Here is a 16,346-nt window from a genome sequence, read left to right on the forward strand (position 1 = left end):
TTAAGAATGAGCAAAAAACGCCCGCACATCGCCCGAAAAACGGGTGGGAACATTACCCGTTTCGGCGATTAATTACGAGCTTAAAAAGAATTCAGATTTTGTTAACCACAGCTATAGCCTAGGTCAAAGATTAGAGTTCGATGTGAAATAAGCGTGAAAAGTTGGCGGTGGTGGCTTCGGCCAGCGTTTCCAGGCTCACGCCCTTCAATACCGCCATGTATTCAGCCACATCGCGCACATAGGCAGGTTGGTTTTCTTTGCCGCGATGCGGCACCGGGGCCAGATACGGCGAGTCGGTTTCCACCAGAATACGATCCAGTGGCACATAGCGCGCTACTTCACGCAGTTGCTCTGCATTGCGGAAGGTCAGGATGCCTGAGAAAGAAATGTAGAACCCCAGATCCAGCAACGCCTCTGCGGTAGCGCAATCTTCGGTGAAGCAGTGCAGTACACCGCCACAGTCCTGGGCATTTTCTTCACGCAAAATAGCCAGTGTGTCTTCCCGTGCATCGCGGGTATGCACGATCACCGGCTTGTTCAGATCGCGGCCAATACGAATGTGTTCACGGAATGACGCTTGCTGCAGCTCAAGATTGTCTTTCTGATAGAAGTAGTCCAGCCCGGTTTCACCCAGTGCCACCACTTGCTCCGCGGCCGCCAAGCGGCGCAGCTCAGCGTAGTCGTAACCCCCCTCCAGATTGAGCGGATGCACCCCGCAGGAGAAGGCCACGTCATCGCGTTGACCAATCAATTGCGTCATCGCCTGATAGCCCGGCAAAGTGGTGGCCACCGCCAGCACGTAACCGACATCGCGCGCCTTGGCCTTCGCCAAAGCATCATCCACATTTTGATGCAGCGTTTGGTAATCCAGGCCGTCGAGGTGACAATGAGAATCTACTAACAACATAATATTTAACTCTTTTACAGCGAATGAGGGTGGAAATAGCCGGTAGCGCCGAGCAACTGCTCCCAGCCAAGTAACTGTTCGGTCAGCAGCAGTTCGCGGTTAACGCCGACGACGCTAAGCAACTGATGGCGACAATGCAGCCATTGCTGCACGGCTTGCTGCAACGACGTACTGCTCAGACGGCTGGCCAACTGGTGCACCAGCGGTTGCTGATCCTGGTTCAGAACAAAGCTGGCGGCACCCTGCTGCCATTTCATGGCGTCCATCAACAATGAACATAGCCAGTGTAGCCGCTCAGCGACGTCTTCGTGATTCAATACCGGCAGCAGCGACAACATGTCGTGCTGCGGCAAAGCGGCACTCAGGGCCGTGCACAGCATGCTACGTTGTTGCCAACGTTCCGGCTGGAGCAACTGCTCTGCGGCCAACGGCGCGCCGTCATGCAAGCGCAAGGCGGTCAGGAGATCAATCTGATTACCCGGCGTCTGCCGATTCAGCCATTGCAGACTGAGCTGTTCGTCCGGACTGGCGAGATGCCAGTACAAACAACGGCTGCGCAACGTCGCCAGCAGGCGTGAAGGTTCACGGCAGCTCAGCAGGAAATAGGTTTTTTCCGGCGGCTCTTCGAGCGTTTTCAACAGGGCATTGGCGGCAGCCTCGGTCAGCAATTCCGCCTGCGGCAGCCAGATCACCTTGGCACCGCCTTGCTGCGCATGAGAATAAAGGATCTCAATCAGCTGGCGGATGGGCTCCACCCCCAGGCTGCTTTTGCCTTTTTCCGGCGTCAGCACGTGATAATCCGGGTGATTTCCCGCCAGCATCAACCGGCAGCTATGGCATTCACCGCAGCTTTTCTCACCGTTGCGACGTTGGCAGATCAACCAACGGCTCAGGCCATAGGCCAGCGCATCCTCACCATGGCCCGCAGCGGCATGCAACAACAGTGCGTGATGGCCGCGCCCGGTAGCATATTGCCCGACCAACTGGCGGTAAGGGGTATTCAGCCACGGGTACCAGTTCATTACGCGCCTTCCTGCTGCTGTAACCATTGGCTGACGCAACGGCGAATCGCCGCCGTCACCAGATCAAGCGATTGAGAAGCATCTATAGTGGTAATGGACGCATCTTGCGCCGCCAACTCCTGATAACGTGCGCGGGTACGTTCAAAGAACGGCAATGCCTCCTGTTCGATACGATCCAGTTCGCCCCGTGCTCGGGCACGCTGCAGGCCCACTATCGGCGGCAAATCCAGATAAAGCGTCAGATCAGGACGAAAATCGCCTAATACCGTGTCACGCAGCGAGGCCATGAGTTGTTGATCCACACCCCGGCCGCCGCCCTGGTAGGCTTGAGAAGACAGGTCGTGCCGATCGCCAACCACCCAGGCACCGCGCGCCAACGCTGGTTTGATCACCGTTTCCACCAACTGTACACGGGCCGCATACAGCATCAGTACCTCGGCCTTGATGGTCGGCAGTTCGCCATCCACGCCGCGTTTGAACAGGTCGCGCAGTTTTTCCGCCAGCGGCGTGCCGCCCGGTTCACGGGTAAAGGCAATGTCGTTGATGCCATGCTCGCGCAGTACGTCGACTACGGTATCGCGTGCGGTCGTTTTGCCCGCACCTTCAAGCCCTTCGATAACCACGAATTTACTTTTCATTCTTTTCCTTTAGCACCTGGCGATAGGCACGCACCGCCTGATTATGGCTGGCCAGGTTAGTGGTAAATTGATGCCCGCCCTTACCGTCGGCAACAAAGTACAAATAAGGCGTTTTCGCCGGATTGGCAGCGGCTTCCAGCGAAGCCTGGCTTGGCATGGCAATCGGCGTTGGCGGCAGACCGTTGATCACGTAGGTGTTGTACGGCGTCGGCGTTTCCAAATCCTTGCGGGTAATGTTGCCATTATACGCCTCACCCATGCCGTAGATCACCGTCGGGTCGGTCTGCAAACGCATGCCAATACGCAGGCGATTAATGAATACCGAGGCCACTTTGGTACGTTCCTCCGGCACCGCAGTCTCTTTCTCAATGATTGAGGCCATGGTCAGCAGCTCTTCCGGCGTTTTGTACGGCAGGTTGGCTTCACGGCCCTGCCAGGCGCTCTCCAATGCTTTAATCATACGCAGGTGGGCACGCTTCAATAGCGCCATATCACTCATGCCTGCGGTGTACAGATAGGTATCCGGGTACAGGCGCCCTTCCGGGTTGGTGCCTTCCGGCAAGCCCAGCGCCCCGGCGATTTCCGCTTCGCTTTTACCGGCCAAGGTATGTTTGAGATATTTTGACTGTTGCAGCACCAGCAGCCAGTCACGCAGGCGGGAGCCTTCAATAAAGCGTGCGCTGAATTGGGCTTCTTTACCGCTGGCCAACAGTTTAAGCATCTCCCGCACCGTCATGCCTGGCGTGAAACGGTAGGTTCCGGCCTTAAACTCCGCCAATTGCGGTTCCAGGCGCAGTAACCATGGGAACCACTTCCCATTGTGGATCAGCTTATCGCGTACCAGCAGCCCTTCCAGGCCAACCCGACCGGTCCCTGCCGGCAGCTTGAAAATGGCTTCCTGCTGGATCGCCAATGGCGTATCCGCGAAGCGTTCAACCTTCTGGTAGCCCCAAAACAGCAGGCCCAATACCAGAACAACAATAATAGAAACGAACTTCAGCTTTCTTTTCTTCATCAATCAGCCATCGTTAACAGTGTGGGCGCAAAAAATCATAAAGTTGGCGTGAAGGGTAACACCATGATTGCGCAGTATTGACCGGCAGCAACGGCATTAACGCATTGCTCACCAGCACCTCTTCAGCATCGGCCAGCGTCTCGAGAGGTTCGCTGACGCAATGCAGTGAATATTCACTGCTCGCCAGAAGCTCAATAACCCGGCGACGCATCAGCCCAGACACGCCTGCCTGGCTCAAATCTGGCGTAAATACCGCTTTTCCCTTACGCCAGAACAAATTAGCCGCACAGCATTCCACCAGCATACCGGCAGTGTCAAGCACCAGCGCCTCGTCGGCGGTTGTCTGGTCAAGATGCGTGCGGATCAACACCTGCTCCAAACGGTTTAAATGCTTCAGCCCTGCCAACAGGGGATTGCGTCCCAGCGCTACCGGACTGAGCGTCAGGCTGATGCCTTGCTCTCGCCATGGCAAATAGTGCATGGGATAGGTGCTACGAGAGACTATGCGTGTAGGAGCCTCACACCCTTGCGGGCTGTATCCCCTGCCACCGCTGCCGCGTGTCAGTATCGCTTTGACCACGCCCAAAGGGATAGATTCTGCCGCGCGCACCATTTCACCTTGCAAAGCGTTCCAGTCACAGGATGGCAGCATCAGCCGTTGCGCTGCCAACTGCAGCCGTTCGATATGCCAGGGCAGCAGGTCTATTTTCCCCTCAATCACCCGGGCGGTAGTGAAACAGCCGTCACCAAACTGCAAACCGCGATCGCTTGGCGCTAGCGCATCGTGCTGATGTCCATTAATCCAGTACATAGACTCCCCCTGACTGCGTTGGTATCACTACAGAATAACAGGCGCAGGTGCCGTTAGCAGCAGCTTGCCGTTTGGCTACAGCGCCGACAAGCAGAGCTTTCCGAGTCGCGGGTCAGCGCCATAAAAAAAGCCCGGTTTAAAAAACCGGGCTTTTTTACCGTCTGCCAGCAGAGGCATTATACCTTGCGGAAGATCAGTGAACCGTTGGTGCCGCCGAAACCGAAGGAGTTACACAGCGTGTACTGCATATCACTCACCTGGCGAGCTTCATGCGGAACAAAGTCCAAATCACAACCTTCATCCGGATTATCCAGATTGATGGTTGGCGGCACGGCCTGGTCACGCAAGGCCAATACGGTGAAGATCGACTCGATCGCGCCTGCGGCACCCAACAGGTGGCCGGTCATCGATTTGGTCGAGCTGACCATCACGCGCTGGGCATCGATGCCAAATACCGACTTCACCGCCTGCGTTTCAGCTTTGTCACCGGCCGGCGTTGAGGTGCCGTGCGCATTGATATAACCAATTTGTGACGTAGTCACACCGGCATCAAGCAATGCATTCTCCATCGCCAGCGCTGCGCCCGCACCGTTTTCAGGTGGTGACGTCATGTGATAAGCATCGCTGCTCATCCCAAAGCCGACAACTTCAGCATAAATCTTGGCGCCGCGTTTTTTGGCGTGTTCGTACTCTTCCAGCACCATCATGCCGGCACCGTCACCCAGCACAAAACCGTCACGGTCTTTGTCCCATGGGCGGCTGGCCGCTTGAGGATCTTCGTTACGGGTCGACAACGCGCGTGCTGCGCCGAAGCCGCCGACACCCAACGGAGTACTGGCTTTCTCTGCCCCACCGGCCAGCATGACGTCGGCATCATTGTAAGCAATGATACGCGCGGCATGGCCAATGTTATGCACACCTGAAGTACAGGCGGTGGCGATCGAAATGCTCGGGCCACGCATGCCGTACATGATGGTCAGGTGGCCTGCAATCATGTTTACGATGGTTGACGGCACAAAAAACGGACTGATTTTCCGTGGGCCACCGTTAACCAGTGAACTGTGGTTCTCTTCAATCAAACCCAGGCCGCCAATGCCGGAGCCGATAGCGGCACCAATGCGGCTGGCGTTAGCCTCGGTGATATCCAATTGTGCATCCTGCATGGCTTGCATGCCGGCAGCGATACCGTATTGAATAAAGGCGTCCATCTTGCGCGCATCTTTGCGTGAGATGAAATCCTCTGAATTAAAATTCTTTACCAGGCCAGCAAACTTGGTCGCATAGGCTGCGGTATCGAAATGGTCGATCAGGCTGATGCCACTCTGACCGGCAAGAAGAGCTGTCCATGTGGACTCTACCGTATTGCCGACAGGAGACAACATGCCCAGTCCGGTCACAACTACTCGACGCTTAGACACGTTTGTCCTCCAAGGAGGGAAAATATGACACTAGGGATAGAAAAAACTTAGGCGGTCGAGTGACCGCCTAGATATGTTCTCTTACTGCTGGCTGGCGTTGATGAAATCAATAGCTGCCTGAACAGTAGTGATTTTCTCAGCTTCTTCGTCTGGAATCTCTGTGTCGAACTCTTCTTCCAGAGCCATTACCAGCTCAACGGTGTCAAGAGAATCAGCACCCAGATCTTCAACGAAAGAAGCGTTATTTAAAACTTCTTCCTGTTTAACACCCAACTGCTCAACAATGATTTTCTTAACGCGTTCTTCGATAGTGCTCATACTCTTAAATTTCCTATCAAAACTCGCTTTCGCGATGGTTTTCGTAGTGTATAAAATGTTGAAAAAGATGCAACTAAATCCCGGCTGGTCAAACCACGATTTTACGCTATTTTGCGGTTTTTACCCCAAATAACGCAAATAGTTTTCGCATTTTTTAAATCATGTACATGCCGCCATTGACATGCAACGTTTCACCGGTGATGTAGCCAGCCTCATCAGAGGCTAAAAAAGCAACAGCGCTGGCGATTTCTTTAGCATCCCCCAGCCGATTGGCTGGAACTGATGACAAAATGCCTGCACGCTGATCATCTGTCAACGCCCGTGTCATGTCCGTCTCAATAAAGCCAGGTGCCACGACGTTGACCGTAATGCCACGCGAAGCAACTTCGCGTGCCAAAGACTTACTAAAACCAATCAGACCGGCTTTAGCCGCCGCGTAATTAGCCTGCCCTGCGTTCCCCATGGTACCAACTACGGAACCGATGGTGATGATACGGCCAAACCGCTTTTTCATCATAGCTCGCATTACCGCTTTTGACAGACGGAATACGGAAGTCAGATTGGTGTTCAGGATATCCTGCCACTCGTCGTCCTTCATACGCATCAGGAGGTTATCACGCGTAATACCGGCATTATTCACTAAAATGTCGATTTCGCCAAATTCAGCACGAATAGATGCCAGAACGCTGTCGATTGATTGAGCATCGACCACATTCAACGCAAACCCTTTGCCGCTTGCACCCAGGTAGCTGCTGATAGCCTCAGCGCCGCTTTCACTGGTGGCGGTGCCGATGACTTTGGCGCCACGTGCCACAAACGTTTCTGCAATAGCCCGGCCAATACCCCGGCTGGCGCCGGTGACCAGAACAACTTTACCTTCGAAGCTCATTGTTTTCCTCTTTATTGTTCAAGCGCCGCTGTCAGGCTGGCTGCGTCATTAACCGCCGCCGCCGTCAGGGTGTCAACAATACGTTTAGTCAGCCCGGTCAGAACTTTACCCGGACCAACCTCTAGCAGCAAGGTAACGCCCTGTGCTGCCATAAACTCTACGCTTTCGGTCCAACGTACCGGGCTGTACAACTGGCGCACCAGAGCACTGCGGATCGCTTCTGAATCGGTTTCAGTACGCACATCGACGTTATTCACCACCGAGACCTGCGGAGCATTGAAGGTAATCTCCTGCAACGCCACCGCCAGCTTGTCTGCAGCCGGTTTCATCAGTGCGCAGTGCGAAGGCACGCTCACCGGCAATGGCAACGCACGCTTGGCGCCAGCGGCTTTACAGGCCGCACCAGCACGTTCAACCGCTTCTTTATTACCGGCGATCACCACCTGGCCCGGTGAATTGAAGTTCACCGGTGAAACTACCTGCCCCTGGGCAGACTCTTCACAAGCCTTGGCGATGGCTGCGTTGTCCAGGCCGATAATGGCGGACATCGCGCCAGTGCCTTCCGGCACCGCTTCCTGCATCAGTTTGCCGCGCAGCTCAACCAGACGGATTGCCGCCTGGAAATCCAGCACGCCCGCGCACACCAATGCTGAGTATTCACCCAGGCTATGACCAGCCATGATGGCAGGCATTTTACCGCCCTGCTGCTGCCAGACGCGGAAAATCGCTACGGAAGCGGCCAGCAATGCCGGCTGCGTCTGCCAGGTTTTGTTCAGTTCTTCCACCGGCCCTTGCTGCACCAGTTGCCACAGGTCGTAACCCAGGACGGAAGAGGCTTCGCTGAAGGTCGCTTCAACGATCGGATATTGAGTGGCCAAATCGGCCAGCATGCCCAGAGTCTGTGACCCCTGACCTGGAAAAACAAAAGCAAATTGCGTCATTTTTTCTTCCTGTTATATCAGAAACGAACCAGCGCCGAGCCCCAGGTAAAGCCGCCGCCAAAGGCTTCCAGCAGCACCAGTTGACCGCGTTGGATCCGCCCATCACGCACAGCCTCGTCGAGCGCTGCAGGGACCGAGGCAGCAGAGGTGTTACCGTGACGATCGAGCGTCACTACCACTTTATCCAGCCCCATACCCAATTTTTTCGCCGTCGCGCTGATAATACGCAAATTAGCCTGGTGCGGTACCAGCCAGTCCAGCGCGCTGCGATCCAGATTATTGGCCTGCAGCGTTTCATCAACGATGTGAGCCAGTTCGGTAACCGCAACCTTGAAGACTTCATTACCTGCCATGGTGACATAGGCCGGCTGGTCCTGATCCTGACGATCCTTGAACGGCAAGGTCAACAAACCACCGTAGCTGCCGTCGGCGTGCAGATGGGTCGACAAAATGCCCGGCTCTTCAGAAGCCCCCAACAGCACCGCGCCTGCGCCATCACCAAACAGAATGATAGTGCCGCGATCTTCTGGATCCAGCGTGCGTGACAAGACGTCTGCGCCGATCACCAGAGCATGCTTCACCGCGCCGTTTTTAACATACTGATCGGCGACGCTCAACGCATAGGTGAAACCGGCACAGGCCGCAGCCAGATCGAATGCCGCGCAGTCTTTGATGCCCAGCATCTGCTGCACCTGGCAGGCAGAACTTGGGAATGCGTGGCTCGAGGTGGTGGTAGCCACAACGATCAGCCCGATGTCTTCTTTAGCCACACCTGCCATTTCCAGCGCTTTTTCAGCCGCATGGAAGCCCATCGTCGCGACTGTTTCATCAGCGGCGGCAATACGGCGTTCACGGATACCCGTACGTGAGACGATCCACTCGTCAGAGGTATCCACCATTTTTTCAAGGTCAGCGTTGGTGCGCACTTGTACGGGTAAATAACTCCCCGTACCGAGAATCTTTGTATACATGTACGATCAGTCACTCTTAGGTAATACAGCTTCAAGGCGCGCAGCAATCCTGTCAGGGACTTGCCGCTGCACCGCCTGCACAGCCTGTTCGATTGCCACTGCAAACGCGTGTGGGTTTGCAGCGCCGTGGCTCTTGATTACGGTGCTGCGCAATCCTAACAGACATGCGCCATTATACTGGTCGGGGTTCAGGTGGCCGAACCGCTTTACCACCCGTTTTTGCAACCAACGGCCCAACAATTTTAACCACCACGCCTGCTTGCCACCGTCTCCGGATGATTTCAGCAGCGATAAAAATACTCTTACCACCCCTTCCATGGTCTTCAGGGTGACGTTACCCACAAAGCCGTCGCAGACCAACACATCGGTTTTACCGGTGAGAAGATCGTTACCTTCCAGGTAACCAATATAGTTGATTGCCGGAGTATTTTTTAGCACGGCGGCCGCTTCGCGGATATTATCCAGGCCTTTGGTTTCTTCTTCACCAATATTCAGCAGCGCCACGCGAGGTTGCGCAATCCCCACCACCTCTTCGGCCATAACCGCCCCCATCACCGCGAACTGCACCAGCATGGTACTGTCGCATTCGACGTTGGCGCCCAGATCCAGCACCACGGTTTTGCCCCCCAGCTGATTCGGGATCACCGTCATCAGCGCCGGCCGTTCAATACCGTCCAGCGGCTTGATCAGCATTTTCGCCAACCCCATCAACGCGCCGGTATTACCTGCGCTGACGCAACCTTGCGCATCGCCGTTTTTAGTCAGTTCCAGCGCAATGCGCATGGAAGAACCGCGGCTGGCGCGTATCGCTTGTGAGGGTTTGGCGTCGCCGGCAATCACAGATTCAGCGGGCACAACTTGCAAACGTTCCAGAAGAACCGGATCGGCTTTGGCAAGTAAGGGAGAGAGGGTGTCGGGATTGCCGACCAGCAGAAGATGAAGCTGTAAATTAGAGGCCAGTGCCTGCAATGAAGCAGGCACTGTGACGCAGGGACCGAAGTCCCCGCCCATTGCATCTAACGCCAGGGTTAGACGAGTCAAGGTATCGCTACTTAGCCGATAACCTTGCGACCGCGGTAGAAACCGTCGGCAGTGATATGGTGACGCAGGTGAGTCTCGCCAGATGCTTTATCAACAGACAAAGTGGCGGTGGTCAGAGCATCGTGTGAACGACGCATGCCACGCTTGGAACGGGTTGGTTTATTTTGTTGTACGGCCATGGACCTTACTCCTTGATTACTTACGCTTTAAACTGGCTAATACGGCAAATGGATTTGGTTTCTCCGCCTCTTCAGGCAGTTTGCCAAACACCATATCCGCTTCGGACACTTCACAGTGTTCAGATTCATGTACCGGGACGACAGGCAGTGAAAGAATAATTTCGTCTTCAATCATTGCCAGCAGATCGACTTCGCCAAACTCATCGACTTCGATCGGCTCGTACGCTCCCGGTAATGCCTCAGCCTGCTCATCATTGACGACCGGGCTAAAACAATATGTTGTGTGAACATGATGTTCAAACGGAACTCCACAGCGTTGGCACATCAGCATTACCTGGACGTCCGCATGCCCTGTTATCACCGCGAGGCGCTGGTTATCAATATCAAAGGATAACGAGACCTCAACATCACTGTCCACACTGACCACAGAGGCGGCGACACGTGTAACCTGCTCAGGCGCATAGGAACCAACATAGTCCAGGCGTTTCTGAGCGGTACGTACCGCATCAATGGTCAAGGGTAATTTTACCTTTTGCATAGGGCGCGCATATTAACTTTGTAACGACTTAGAGTCAAAGAAAAAGGCCGTAAAACGGCACCTTTCACCAATATTCGCTTCCTCAGCGGCGGACAGTTTAAAATGCCTACTCTATTTACGCTACGGTTTAAGAAAAAAATTATGCAAAGACTCCTGCTTGCCTCCACCTCGACCTACCGCAAGATGCTATTGGAAAAACTGCATCTGCCTTTTATCTGCGATGCTCCCCAGGTCGATGAAGCCCCACTGGCCGGGGAAAGCGCCGAAGCGCTGGTGCTACGACTGGCAACGGCGAAGGCCCAGGCATTGGCCGCCGCCTACCCCGACCACCTGATTATCGGCTCCGATCAGGTCTGCGTGATCGACGGTAAAATCACCGGAAAACCACACACCGCAGAAAATGCCCGCGCGCAATTACGCCAGGCCAGCGGCCAAAGGGTCACCTTTTATACCGGCCTGGCGTTATACAACAGCCATAGCCAACACCTGCAGGTGCTTTGCGAACCTTTCCACGTTCACTTCCGTGCGCTGAGTGACGCTGAGATCGCCGCCTATATCCGCCTTGAACAACCGCTCAACTGCGCAGGCAGCTTTAAAAGTGAAGGTTTGGGCATTGCGCTGTTCGACAAACTGGAGGGGCGGGATCCGAATGCGTTGATCGGCCTGCCGCTGATCGCGCTATTGGAGATGCTGCGGGCTGAAGGCATCAACCCGCTGGCATAAAATACGGTTTACTGCTGTTTGGACTGCTTGCGCAATACCTGCAGGCAGTGGCGCAATTCTGCGTCCATCGGTGCTTCGATACGCATGGTTTCGCCGGTGCCCGGATGTTCAAACCGCAACGCCGCTGCATGCAGGAACAAACGTTTGAGCCCGGTGCCCGCCAATTGGCGATCGAACTCACGATCGCCGTAACGATCGTCAAAGGCTATTGGATGTCCGGCGTGCAGCGCGTGAACGCGGATCTGGTGAGTACGCCCGGTGATCGGGCTGGCCTTGACCAGCGTCGCATGCTCAAAACGCTCTTCCACCTTGAAGCGGGTTTCCGACGGCTTGCCTTCACTGCTGACACGCACGATGCGTTCACCGCTTTGCAGAATGTTTTTCAGCAAGGGTGCCTGCACCGCTTTACAATGCGACTGCCATTCACCGCGCACCAACGCCAAATAATCCTTCTGCATCCCTTTCATGCGCAGTTGCTCATGCAAGGATCGCAGCGCAGAACGTTTTTTCGCCACCAGCAGCACACCCGAAGTATCGCGGTCCAAGCGGTGAACCAACTCCAGGAAGCGGGCTTCCGGGCGCAACGCACGCAGGGCTTCGATGACACCAAAGCTCAGGCCGCTACCACCATGCACCGCAGTGCCGGAAGGTTTATTCAGCAACAGCAGGTGATCGTCTTCATACAGAATGCAATTGGCCAGCGCGGCCACTTTATCCAGTTTGGCCGAGACCGGCGCGTCTTCACGCTCGGCAACACGCACCGGCGGCACACGCACCACATCACCGGGTGCCAGCTTGTATTCCGCCTTGATGCGTCCTTTATTAACGCGCACTTCGCCTTTGCGCACGATGCGATAAATCATGCTCTTCGGCACGCCTTTTAGGCGGGCAAGTAGAAAGTTGTCGATTCGCTGACCGGCTTCGTCGTCAGAAATCGTGATTAATTGTACTGCAGGAATGTTCGTTTTCATGGTGCAGGATTCTAAATAGAGCGCGTAAATAGCGCCACTTCTTTTTATGTGCTTAACTGTCTCTCTGACTGCAGGCGAAATCCCAGCGGACAATAAGGCAGCAAGCCGGTTTGAACGTTTGCGATTTCTTCCGCAGTTAAGGAAAAGTCACCTTGCTATAACAGTATCAGCAGTGGAATAATGCGTTTACTTTCCACGTTGATTCTCGTTAAACAGGGAAAACTGTGGAATTATAAAGTTTGTCTGATGGCACAAAAACGCAGCAATGGCGTAAGACGTAATGTGAAATCAAACAATTAGCGGGCTGCGGGTTGCAGCTTGGCCGGCAAACGGAATCAGATCTGTCGACGTAAATCAGAGGCTATTCCCCTAGTAAAAGTGCTGTTTTTCACAAAGAAATACAGGCTTACCGAGATAATGCGCCCCTATGCAGGCGACAACCGTGAGGTTGACGGCTTTGCGAGAAGACACGGGGTTTTCGGTTTTAATCCGGCCATGAGGTTATTTTGCCCGCAGCTTTGTCGATAATGTAAAAATAACGAGTAAGTTAAGATGAAAAGAATGTTGATTAACGCAACTCAGCAGGAAGAGTTGCGTGTTGCCTTGGTAGATGGACAGCGGCTGTATGATTTGGATATTGAAAGTCCGGGTCATGAACAGAAAAAAGCGAATATTTACAAAGGCAAAATCACTCGTATAGAACCAAGTCTTGAAGCAGCGTTCGTTGATTACGGCGCCGAACGACATGGTTTCCTCCCTCTTAAAGAAATCTCTCGCGAATATTTCCCAAGTAACTACTCTTCTCATGGTCGCCCAAACATCAAAGATGTGCTGCGCGAAGGCCAGGAAGTGATCGTTCAGGTTGATAAAGAAGAACGTGGTAACAAAGGCGCTGCCTTGACCACCTTCATCAGTCTGGCCGGCAGTTATCTGGTGCTGATGCCGAACAACCCACGTGCCGGTGGTATTTCACGCCGCATTGAGGGTGACGACCGCACAGAACTGAAAGAAGCACTTTCGTCCCTGCAACTGCCAGATGGCATGGGTCTGATTGTTCGCACCGCCGGCGTGGGCAAATCTGCCGATGCGCTGCAGTGGGATCTGTCATTCCGCCTGAAGCACTGGGAAGCGATTAAAAAAGCCGCTGAAGGCCGCTCTGCGCCATTCCTGATCCATCAGGAAAGCAACGTTATCGTGCGTGCATTCCGCGACTATCTGCGCCCGGACATCGGCGAAATCCTGATCGACAATCCAAAAGTTCTCGATCTGGCCAAGGAGCACATCGCTGCCCTGGGCCGTCCGGATTTCAGCAGCAAGATCAAACTGTACAGCGGCGAAATTCCTCTGTTCAGCCACTATCAAATCGAATCCCAAATTGAATCCGCTTTCCAGCGTGAAGTTCGCCTGCCTTCCGGCGGTTCGATCGTTATCGATTCCACCGAAGCGCTGACCGCTATCGATATCAACTCCGCGCGTGCAACCCGCGGCGGTGATATCGAAGAGACTGCATTCAACACCAACCTGGAAGCGGCGGACGAGATCGCTCGCCAGCTGCGCCTGCGTGACCTTGGCGGCCTGATCGTTATCGACTTTATCGATATGACCCCGGTTCGCCATCAACGTGAAGTGGAAAACCGTCTGCGTGACGCCGTCCGTCAGGACCGTGCACGTATCCAAATCGGTCGCATTTCCCGTTTCGGCCTGCTTGAGATGTCGCGTCAGCGCCTCAGCCCATCACTGGGTGAGTCCAGCCATCACGTCTGCCCGCGCTGTAACGGCACCGGCACCATCCGTGATAACGAATCGCTGGCACTTTCCATTCTTCGTCTGATCGAAGAAGAAGCGCTGAAAGAAAATACCAAAGAAGTTCACGCCATCGTGCCAGTACAGGTTGCCTCTTACCTGCTGAACGAAAAGCGTGAATCGGTGAGTGCGATCGAAAAACGTCAGGGTGGCGTGAAAGCGATCATCGTGCCGAACGATCAGATGCAAACCCCGCACTACTCTGTACTGCGCGTGCGTAAGGGCGAAGAAACACCAACCCTGAGCTACCTGCTGCCGAAGCTGCATGAAGAAGAGATGGCCCAGCCGCTGGAAGATGCGCCGATGGAGCGCAAGCGTCCGGAACAACCGGCACTGGCTTCGTTCTCTCTGGCTGCAGATGCCCCACCTCCTGCAGAAGAACCTGTTGTGGCTCAAGCTACCGTCGCCGCTACTGCAACCAAGCAAGCCGCGCCGGCCGCTGCCAAACCGGGCCTGTTGGGCCGTCTGTTCGGTGGTCTGAAAGCGCTGTTTGCCGGTGAAGAGCAGCCGGTTGTCGAAGCCAAACCTGTGGTTGAGGCGCCGAAGTCTGAAGGCAACGGTGAAAACCGCCGTCAGGATCGTCGTGGCCAACGTCGTCAGGGCACCGGTCGTAAAGATCGTGGTGAGCGCGGAGAACGTGGTGAACGAGGCGATCGTCCAGAACGTGGCGAGCGTAAAGAGCGCGGTGAGGGTCGTGATAATCGTGAGCCGCGTGAAAATCGCGAACCTCGCGACAACCGCGAAGGTCGTGAAACACGTGAAGTGCGTGATGAGCAGCGTCGTAACCGCCGTAATGCACCACAAGCCACTGCTGCCGTAACCGAAGAGCCACTGTCTGAAGAAGCCGCCAAGGCACAGCGCGAAGAGCAGCAACAGCGCCGTGACCAACGTGCCGAACGCCAGCGTCGTCGTCAGGAAGAGAAACGTCAGGCTCAGCAAGAAGTGGCTGCGTTGGAAAGCGTAGAAACCGCAACCCCTGCCAATACCAACGTTGACGAAGATCTCGAAGAACGTCAGATGCAGAACATGCAGCGTCGTCAGCGTCGTCCTCTGTCGCAGAAAGTTCGCGTGCTGTCTGCGGAAGAAGAGCTGCATCGTGCAGCGGAAGAACTGCTGGCGCCAAAAGCACCGGTAGTGAAAGCCCAGGACGTGAAACCGGCCCAGGTTGAAGACAGCGTTAAACTGCTGCCGGAAACCCTTGATGCACCGGCCGAAGATGATGCGCAGGACAACCGCGCTAATGGCGAAAACGGTATGCCACGCCGCTCACGTCGTTCTCCACGCCACCTGCGTGTTAGCGGTCAACGTCGTCGCCGTTACCGTGACGAGCGTTACCCTACCCAGTCCCCAATGCCGCTGGCAGGTGCTTTCGCCTCTCCAGAAATGGCTTCCGGCAAGGTGTGGGTGAGTTACCCTGTCACACAAGCCGCGCAAGTGATTGAAGAGGCAGAAGTTCAGACTGAAGCTGTTGAAATCGCTGCCGACAACGTCATGGCACAGGAAGCCGTCAGCGTAGCCGCTCCGGTTATTGCCCAAGCCGTTGTACCAGTGAACGAACCTGAAGTTGTGACCCCGGCAGAAGAGCCAGCCCAACCGGTTGTTGAAACCGCTGAACCGGCAATCGCTGCCCAGGCAGAAGAAACCTCACCTGTACCGGTGGTTGAAGCGCCTGCAGTAGTAGAAGAAGAGGACTCAGTGGTTGAAGCTGCACCGGTGGTAGAGGAAGCCCCTGTGGTTGAACCTGCCCCTGTGGTTGAAGAAGCGCCAGTCGTTCCAGCAGCAACCGTTGCTGAAGAAACTGTCGCTGAACCAGCTCCGGCATTCGTTGAGCCCGTCGTTGAAGCTGCACCAGTGCAGGAAGTTGCTGCCGCGGCAGTGGTCGAAGAAAAAGCGCCGGTGGTGCAACAGCAGCCAGTGCCGGCGCAAGATGTGTTGTATAAACATATCGCCACTGCGCCAATGACCAAGGCTCCTGCGCCGGACTATGTCCCGGAACAGCAGCAACAAAGTGATTGGCAACGCCCTTCCTTCAACTTCGAAGGCAAAGGTTCTGCGGGGGGTCATGCGGCGGCAAATCAGGCTACTGCACCGGCAACCAAACCGCAGCCGGTTAACGATTAAGTTAATCTGCTCCGATAAAAAAACCCGCCACTCGGCGGGT

16 protein-coding genes are annotated in these 16,346 nt (G+C 55.0%); 2 read left to right on the plus strand and 14 right to left on the minus strand.

Features of this window, described 5'->3' with window-relative positions; genetic code table 11:
* Positions 1-130: 130 nt before the first annotated feature.
* From OCH02_RS21800 to yceD, 13 genes are all read right to left on the minus strand, one after another.
* On the minus strand, positions 131-907 hold the full coding sequence (locus OCH02_RS21800) for a metal-dependent hydrolase (protein WP_012006337.1): 777 nt from the start codon (positions 905-907) through the stop codon (positions 131-133).
* 14 nt (positions 908-921) lie between these two features.
* Positions 922-1,929: a DNA polymerase III subunit delta' gene (gene holB / locus OCH02_RS21805; protein ID WP_261432930.1), complete on the minus strand. Its 1,008-nt coding sequence runs from the start codon at positions 1,927-1,929 to the stop codon at positions 922-924.
* The gene (tmk, locus tag OCH02_RS21810) at positions 1,929-2,567 is read right to left on the minus strand and encodes a dTMP kinase (protein ID WP_261432931.1); all 639 of its coding nucleotides are present in this window, start codon (positions 2,565-2,567) and stop codon (positions 1,929-1,931) included. The genes holB and tmk overlap by 1 nt, the downstream gene beginning before the upstream one ends.
* The gene (gene mltG, locus OCH02_RS21815) at positions 2,557-3,582 is read right to left on the minus strand and encodes an endolytic transglycosylase MltG (RefSeq protein WP_261432932.1); all 1,026 of its coding nucleotides are present in this window, start codon (positions 3,580-3,582) and stop codon (positions 2,557-2,559) included. The genes tmk and mltG overlap by 11 nt, the downstream gene beginning before the upstream one ends.
* Positions 3,583-3,595: 13 nt before the next feature.
* Positions 3,596-4,393: an aminodeoxychorismate lyase gene (pabC, locus tag OCH02_RS21820; RefSeq protein ID WP_261432933.1), complete on the minus strand. Its 798-nt coding sequence runs from the start codon at positions 4,391-4,393 to the stop codon at positions 3,596-3,598.
* Positions 4,394-4,569: 176 nt separating this feature from the next.
* Positions 4,570-5,811, minus strand: coding sequence for a beta-ketoacyl-ACP synthase II (gene fabF / locus OCH02_RS21825; protein ID WP_261432934.1), 1,242 nt, complete (start codon positions 5,809-5,811; stop codon positions 4,570-4,572).
* A gap of 81 nt (positions 5,812-5,892) precedes the next feature.
* Positions 5,893-6,129 (minus strand): acyl carrier protein, encoded by a 237-nt coding sequence (gene acpP / locus OCH02_RS21830; protein ID WP_004719003.1) that lies wholly within the window; start codon positions 6,127-6,129, stop codon positions 5,893-5,895.
* Between the two features lie 154 nt (positions 6,130-6,283).
* Positions 6,284-7,018, minus strand: coding sequence for a 3-oxoacyl-ACP reductase FabG (fabG, locus tag OCH02_RS21835; protein WP_012006331.1), 735 nt, complete (start codon positions 7,016-7,018; stop codon positions 6,284-6,286).
* Between the two features lie 11 nt (positions 7,019-7,029).
* Positions 7,030-7,959 carry an ACP S-malonyltransferase gene (gene fabD / locus OCH02_RS21840; protein WP_261432935.1) on the minus strand — a complete coding sequence of 310 codons (930 nt, stop codon included), beginning with the start codon at positions 7,957-7,959 and terminating at the stop codon, positions 7,030-7,032.
* 17 nt (positions 7,960-7,976) lie between these two features.
* Positions 7,977-8,930, minus strand: coding sequence for a beta-ketoacyl-ACP synthase III (locus OCH02_RS21845; RefSeq protein WP_261432936.1), 954 nt, complete (start codon positions 8,928-8,930; stop codon positions 7,977-7,979).
* A 6-nt stretch (positions 8,931-8,936) separates the two neighbouring features.
* Entirely contained in the window at positions 8,937-9,971 is a 1,035-nt protein-coding gene (gene plsX / locus OCH02_RS21850; protein ID WP_012006328.1) for a phosphate acyltransferase PlsX, read from the minus strand.
* 11 nt (positions 9,972-9,982) lie between these two features.
* Positions 9,983-10,150 carry a 50S ribosomal protein L32 gene (gene rpmF / locus OCH02_RS21855; protein ID WP_012006327.1) on the minus strand — a complete coding sequence of 56 codons (168 nt, stop codon included), beginning with the start codon at positions 10,148-10,150 and terminating at the stop codon, positions 9,983-9,985.
* 16 nt (positions 10,151-10,166) lie between these two features.
* On the minus strand, positions 10,167-10,688 hold the full coding sequence (gene yceD / locus OCH02_RS21860) for a 23S rRNA accumulation protein YceD (RefSeq protein ID WP_012006326.1): 522 nt from the start codon (positions 10,686-10,688) through the stop codon (positions 10,167-10,169).
* Between the two features lie 141 nt (positions 10,689-10,829).
* On the opposite strand from yceD, the gene OCH02_RS21865 reads away from it, so the two are divergent.
* Positions 10,830-11,411 carry a Maf family protein gene (locus OCH02_RS21865; RefSeq protein WP_261432937.1) on the plus strand — a complete coding sequence of 194 codons (582 nt, stop codon included), beginning with the start codon at positions 10,830-10,832 and terminating at the stop codon, positions 11,409-11,411.
* Positions 11,412-11,419: 8 nt separating this feature from the next.
* Here OCH02_RS21865 and rluC read toward each other — a convergent pair whose 3' ends face one another.
* Positions 11,420-12,382, minus strand: a complete 963-nt coding sequence (gene rluC, locus OCH02_RS21870) for a 23S rRNA pseudouridine(955/2504/2580) synthase RluC (RefSeq protein ID WP_261432938.1) — start codon at positions 12,380-12,382, stop codon at positions 11,420-11,422.
* Positions 12,383-12,934: 552 nt separating this feature from the next.
* Here rluC and rne point away from each other — a divergent pair.
* Positions 12,935-16,306 (plus strand): ribonuclease E, encoded by a 3,372-nt coding sequence (gene rne, locus OCH02_RS21875; protein WP_261432939.1) that lies wholly within the window; start codon positions 12,935-12,937, stop codon positions 16,304-16,306.
* Positions 16,307-16,346: the final 40 nt, after the last annotated feature.

Source organism: Serratia quinivorans (genome assembly GCF_946227985.1).
GTDB classification, from domain to species: Bacteria; Pseudomonadota; Gammaproteobacteria; order Enterobacterales; family Enterobacteriaceae; genus Serratia; species Serratia quinivorans_A.